Origin of the sequence: Haloactinopolyspora sp. (genome assembly GCF_027324685.1) — a bacterium.
Classification (GTDB): domain Bacteria; phylum Actinomycetota; class Actinomycetes; order Jiangellales; family Jiangellaceae; genus Haloactinopolyspora.
This window is the reverse complement of the sequence record NZ_DAHVSH010000137.1, coordinates 1-5969: the sequence shown is the minus strand read 5'-3', so window position 1 is coordinate 5969 and position 5969 is coordinate 1. Positions and strand designations below refer to the sequence as shown.

Sequence of the window (5969 nt, the reverse complement as noted above, 5' to 3'; positions counted from 1 at the left end):
GACGCCGGCCGCGTCGCCCTCGCGGCGATCCGCCTCGGCGGGAGGCCGGTGGGCGTGCTCGCCGCCGATGCCGGCCGGTTCAGCGCTGCAGCATCCGCCGCTGGACGAGCCGGCGCGCCACGGCCCGACCAGCAGGATCCGATGCGCCGGACGGCTCATCCCGCTCAGCCGGTCCGGGCGTCGTCGTCATCGAGCCGCGGCTGTACCGGCTCGCCCGCGCTGCCGGCCCGGTCGGTGTAGGCACGCCGCAGTGCCATCGCCGCCTCGACGATGAGCCACATCGCCAGCACGAAGATGATCGCGTCGAGCGGTGCGAGCACCCACTCGCCGGCCTCGATGAAGTTCCGCAGATTGACGATGAGCGCCCACGACGTCATGACCAGCAGGAATACCAATGGCACGATGACGGCCACGGGGTTGCGCCGGCGACTGACGACCCAGACGGCGACCACCGCCAGGGCCAGCCCCGCGGTCAATTGGTTCGTGGTACCGAACAGCTGCCACAACACGCCGAACGTGTAGCCCGCGTCCCCGCCGCCGGGAAGCAGGGCCATCGCCATCGGCACCGCGACAGCGACGATTCCGGCCAGGGTGAGGTTGCGCGACAACGCGTTCCAGCCGGCCAGCGTCGCGATCTCCTGCACGACGTAGCGCTGCAGCCGCACCCCGGTGTCCATCGTCGTGGCCGCGAACGAGATGACCACGACGGCAGCGAAGATGACCGCGAGGTCGAGCGGGATGCCGAGATTGTTCGCGAAGACCGCCACGCCGTTCACGAAATTGCCCGCAGCGCCGTCGGAGGCTGTCGAGAAGTCGCCGTACAGGGTGTCCCACTCGGCTCGAGAGGCCACCACCCCGGCCGTCACCGCGAGCACTGAGCACATGGCCAGGCTGCCCTCGCCCAACGCGCCCATGTACCCGACGTAGCGCCCGTCGGTCTCCTTGTCGAGTTGCTTGGACGTCGTCCCGGACGACACGAGGGAATGGAAGCCCGATATGGCCCCACAGGCGATCGTGATGAACAGGAACGGGAAGATGCTCGGCGAATCGTCCGGGACGTCGTTGAACACCGGGGCCACGACGCTGTTCCAGCCGACCAGCACGCCCAGCAACACGATGCCCAACGCGATGAACAGCTGATGGGAGTTGATGTAGTCGCGGGGCTGCAGCAACATCCACACCGGTAGCCGTGCGGCGATGAAGGTGTAGACGAACAGGATGATCACCCAGAGATCCCGGGCCCGGTCGAAGCCGAGCTGATCGGCCAAGCCGGTGATCTCGATGGGAACCTCGTTGCCCACCCAGATGAGCAGGTACAGGCCGATGACCCCGATGATCGACGGGACCAAGGCGGCGCTGCGTTTGCGGTAGATGTACTGACCGATCGCGATGGCCAGCGGGATCTCGACGAAGATCGGGATGACCGCGCCAGGATTGGCCACCAGCAGGTTCCCGATCACGACGGCGAACACGGCGTTCACCAGCGTGAGCAGGAAGAAGATGATGAGCAGGAACAAGGTCCGAGCCCGTCGGCTGATGACGTCCTGGGTCAGCGTGCCGATACTGCGCGCCTTGTGCCGGACCGACACCGCCAACGCCCCGAAATCGTGGACGCCCGCGGCGAAGATCGTGCCGATCACGACCCATGCCAGCGCCGGGCCCCATCCCCAGAAGACCGCGATGGCCGGGCCGACGATCGGCGCGGCTCCGGCGACCGACACGAAATGGTGCCCGAACACGACATGCTTGTTGGTGGGGACGTAGTCGATGCCGTCGGACAGCTCGTGCGCGGGGGTGACGAACGACGGGTCGAGCCCGTACACGCGATCGGCAAGGTACCGCGAGTAATAGACGTACCCCAGGGCGAACAGTGCGAGAACCACGACCGCGATGACGATGGCAGGCACACGACCTCCTCGAGGTTCGACCACATGCCCCCGAGCCACGTGGCGGCTGGCATCAGGCACCCTATGACGTGGCTCACATTCCGATCAAGACTTTCCGACCCGAGGAGCACTCGACCGCTCATGGCCGCACCCGCGTTCGTGGCCGCCGTGCACGCTGCTGGCGTGTGCGAGGTCGCCTGGTTGCGGACCGACGGGAGCCTCGACGTCGCCGCGGCGACACCGCTCGTCCTCGACGACCGGCCCGCGCTGGCCCTGCCCTATGCCTACGCCGAGTTGGGGCGAGACGTCGGTACCGCTGACCAGGTCGCCGTCGTCCTGTCCGACTCGCGGCTGTCCGGTTCGTCGTGGCGGCCGATCGCCATGCTCGGACGCCCCGAGCTGACCGAGGATCGCGACGGCGGCGTGTTCACCGAGCATCTGCTCGACCAGGAGTTGCGCAAATTCCCGCCCGCGCGTGTGCTCGCCGACTCCCCGATTCTGCGCCGCGAGCACTGGTGGTATCTGCCTCGGTTGATCGTGACCGTGGAACCCGAAGCCGTGGTCGACGTGGCGGAGCGCGCGGGCGGGGCTGCCGACGGCGTGCTGGCCGTCGCGGTGAGCGGCGTTGCCGCGCAGACGCGGCTGGCGGTGGCGTCGGTCGAGGTCGAGCGCCGTGATGACCGTGCCGTGCAGGTGCGACGGCGTGAGATGGCCGCGGACGCGGCGGGTTCGGCACTCGCCACGGGCACCTCGCGGGCCGTCGTTGTGTGTCACGACTTCTCGCCGGACATGGAACGCTGGACCTCGTGGACAGCGCACGGCGTGCTGGGTGGTGACCTCTCGCTGGCGGTGGATCACGAGGCGGGCGATGTGGAACTTCCGCGGCCGCTGAGTCTCATGGCGCGGATGCGGCGTCAGCGCGATCTGGCTCGGGCGTGCCGGCGAGGGATCTGACTGCTCGGATGAATGGTAGTCACGTCGCCCGACAGGCGGTGCGAAAGATCGTCGGCCGCGCCGACGTCCCCGTGTCCAGCACTTCCGTGGGTGATTTTTCCCGAATCCCTTACGTTCCGGCCGGAACGGACATAACCTCGATATGAGAGCGGCACCATTCTCGCCCCCCGGGGTGGTGCCGCTCGGCAATGTGGCGTCCGGCCGCCCGAGGCCAGTTCCTCGGGCGGCCGACCCACGCGACATAGGCTCGAACGATGCTCGATCGCAACGCCGCCGCGGCCACCCCGCTCGACCACGCTGTCGACGTCCTCGCGGGCCGGTCCATCACGACGTTGACCGGCGCGGGCATCTCCACTGACTCCGGTATCCCCGACTACCGTGGCCCGGATTCCCCGCCCCGGACCCCGATGACGTACCAGCAATTCGTCAGCGATCCGGCCCGGCGGCGGCACTATTGGGCCCGCAATCACGTCGGGTGGGCGCACGTCCATCGGACCCGCCCGAACGACGGACATCACGCCCTGCGACAGCTGGAAGACCACGGCGTGGTGGTCGGCATCATCACCCAGAATGTCGACACCCTGCACGAAGCCGCCGGCAGTCGCCGGGTGATCGACTTGCACGGCCGCTACGACCGCGTGATCTGTTTGAGCTGCTCCAGGGTCATACCGCGCGATCACCTGGCGGCTCGGCTCGAGGAGTTGAACCCCGGATTCGCTGACGAGGTTCCAGACGCCGAGATCGCGCCCGACGCCGACGCGGTGATCGAGGCAACGGCACACTTCCGGGTCGCAGACTGCGACTTCTGCGGCGGCGTCCTCAAGCCGGACATCGTCTATTTCGGCGAGAACGTCCCGAAAGATCGCGTCGAGGCCGCTTTCGCCATGGTCGACGCTGCCGATGCCCTGCTGGTGGCCGGCTCGTCACTGGCGGTCATGTCCGGTCTGCGGTTCGTGCGCCACGCGCACCGCAGCGGCCGGCCGATCGTCATCGTGAACCGGGGCGCCACCCGCGGTGACGACCTGGCCACGGTGAAAATCGACGCAGGCTGTTCGCGCACGCTCACCGAGCTCGCCGCGGCGCTGCCCGATCGGCTGCTCACTTCGTGACGTCAGCGACCGTGGCTTCGAGGACGTCGACCAACGCGTCCGCGTCCACCGTCGCGGCCACGCCGGGCGCGCCAGCGCCGATGGACACCAACCGGCCGCGGATGCGTTCGTCGGCGATCACCGGCCACGCCCGCGCGGCACCGAACGGCGTGATGGTGCCTCGCTCGTAGCCGGTCACGGCACGTGCTGTCGCCGCGTCGGGCATGGACAACCGGCTCGTGCCGAGCAGGCTGCGCAGCTTCGGCCACGCTATGGTGCGGTCGCCGGGGACGAGGACGAAGACGAAGTCGTCGTCAGCTCGGCGCACGACCATGGTCTTGATCACCGCCGCCGGATCGACTCCGCGGGCAGCCGCCGCCTCCTCGAGGCTGCTGACCGGTCCATGCCGGACGACTTCGTAGTCCAGACCGGAAGCCTGCAGTGCCTCCAGCGCGAGCTGTTCGGTCATGACCGAAGCCTACGGCGACGAGCCGGCTCAACCGGCGGCGGAGACCCGCCCGCCGTGATGCAGGATCTGCTCGATCAACTCCTCGGTGCCGGGGTCGAGATCGCCGCCGAGCTCGTCAGTGGTGCTGCGTAACCGGTCGATGCTCTGCAGCACCGTCTCACGGTCGCCGAGCATGACTTCGGCCTTGAGCCGGTCGCGCCACAGCAGCTCGACGCCGGGCTCGATGGACAACCCCAGCAGCGCGACGCGCAGCGCCTCACGGTGGTCACCGCCCGACGAGGACCGGACGGCCAGCTCGTGGCACGCGTCGACGATGGCCGCGATCATGTCCTGAGCGTGGTGATCCACCCACGCGTACGAGCGGCGGCCCCGTCCGCTGAAAGGCCGTCCCTTGACCAGCGCCACCGCGGCACGAAGATCGTCACTGGTCGCGTTCTGCGGACCCTGCGGCAGCAAGTCGCACCAGTCGTCCCAGTCGCTGCGCACGTCGGGTTGGAACGCGTAACGTCCTTCGGTCCGAGGGAGAAGTGGCGCGCCCCGGGCGTCGGTACCCAGCCACCGGCGCAGCTTGGAGATCGCCGTATTGCGCGTGGTCCGAGTGACGATGGATCCCGGCCAGATGGCATCGTCGATGGCCTGGCTGTCGCATCCGGGGTTGAGCGCGATGAACATCGCCAACTCGGTCAACTGCCCGAGCTTGTTGCGTTCACCGAGTTCGGCGGTGTGGATCACCTCCACCGGCCCCAGCATGATGAGCCGTGGCGCGGTCGGTTCGGCAGGTTCGACGGGTTCCGCGGGCTCGGCGGGCTCGGCGGGCGCCGATGGTCCGACCGGATGCACAGGCCAGGCCCGCATGTCAGGCTCCGGGACGGCTTGACCCACGACCTCGTCGGACGAGCGCACCAGATTGAGGACATGGCCGCAGGACGCGGCGTCGAGCAGCTGTGGGCGCAACGTCATGCCGAGGGGGTCGAGCACGGCCGTGGCCTCGCCACCGGAGCCGGTCATTCGTAGCCGCCACCTCGCTTCCCCACTGCCACCGCCGATGAGCGCGGCGATGGCCACTCTGGGCTCGTGCTCGAGCAACGCGACCAGCCGCGTGTGCCGCTCGTCGGTGAGCGGCTCGGCGAGCAAGAGGATCTCCGGGGTCCACGCGGCTTCGGCGGCTTGTGCGGCGCGGGCCGCGGCGAGATCACTCATCCCGGCCGAGGCAAGCAGTCCGCGGTCGTCCGCCGCCCGGACGGCGAGTTCGTCGAGCAGCCGATCGACGTCGGTGACTCGCCGGATGCGGCCGGTCTCGAGCACCTCGAGTTCGCTCCACGCCCGCTCGCCGACCAACGTGACGCGGATGTCGTCGGCCCACGGACTCGTTGCGAACTCAGCAGCGACGGCGGTCATCAGCGCCTGAGTGAGAGCTTCCGGGCCGGTGACGGCGAGCGAGCGCAGATGCTCGAGATCGACCAACAGGAGCCCGTCCTCGGTGTCGTGGCCGAGCGTGACCAGGCCCGGGAACGGTGCCGGATGTTCTCGCGCGGCAGCAGCCGGAAGAACCGCACCAGTGCCGACCGCCAG

General features: G+C 68.9%; 5 protein-coding genes. 2 read left to right on the top strand and 3 right to left on the bottom strand.

Going from position 1 to position 5969, the window contains the following annotated elements; genetic code table 11:
• Positions 1 to 164: 164 nt before the first annotated feature.
• The gene (locus tag M6444_RS15290; protein WP_298329119.1) at positions 165 to 1907 is read right to left on the bottom strand and encodes a carbon starvation protein A; all 1743 of its coding nucleotides are present in this window, start codon (positions 1905 to 1907) and stop codon (positions 165 to 167) included.
• Between the two features lie 120 nt (positions 1908 to 2027).
• Here M6444_RS15290 and M6444_RS15285 point away from each other — a divergent pair, with 120 nt between their 5' ends.
• Positions 2028 to 2840 (top strand): hypothetical protein, encoded by an 813-nt coding sequence (locus M6444_RS15285; protein ID WP_298329116.1) that lies wholly within the window; start codon positions 2028 to 2030, stop codon positions 2838 to 2840.
• 254 nt (positions 2841 to 3094) lie between these two features.
• The gene (locus tag M6444_RS15280) at positions 3095 to 3949 is read left to right on the top strand and encodes an NAD-dependent protein deacetylase (protein WP_298329114.1); all 855 of its coding nucleotides are present in this window, start codon (positions 3095 to 3097) and stop codon (positions 3947 to 3949) included.
• On the opposite strand, the gene M6444_RS15275 is transcribed toward M6444_RS15280, so the two are convergent.
• Together M6444_RS15275 and M6444_RS15270 are read right to left on the bottom strand one after the other, a co-directional pair.
• Complete coding sequence (locus M6444_RS15275; protein ID WP_298329112.1) at positions 3939 to 4397, bottom strand: YbaK/EbsC family protein; 459 nt, start codon at positions 4395 to 4397, stop codon at positions 3939 to 3941. The genes M6444_RS15280 and M6444_RS15275 overlap by 11 nt on opposite strands.
• Positions 4398 to 4424: 27 nt before the next feature.
• The coding region (locus M6444_RS15270) for a bacterial transcriptional activator domain-containing protein (protein WP_298329109.1) at positions 4425 to 5969 on the bottom strand (1545 nt) is incomplete at its 5' end.

Coding starts and splice junctions, on each gene's coding strand:
- M6444_RS15285 (WP_298329116.1), top strand. CDS start 2,028: ATGGCCGCACCCGCGTTCGTGGCCGCCGTGCACGCTGCTGGCGTGTGC.
- M6444_RS15280 (WP_298329114.1), top strand. CDS start 3,095: ATGCTCGATCGCAACGCCGCCGCGGCCACCCCGCTCGACCACGCTGTC.
- M6444_RS15275 (WP_298329112.1), bottom strand. CDS start 4,397: ATGACCGAACAGCTCGCGCTGGAGGCACTGCAGGCTTCCGGTCTGGAC.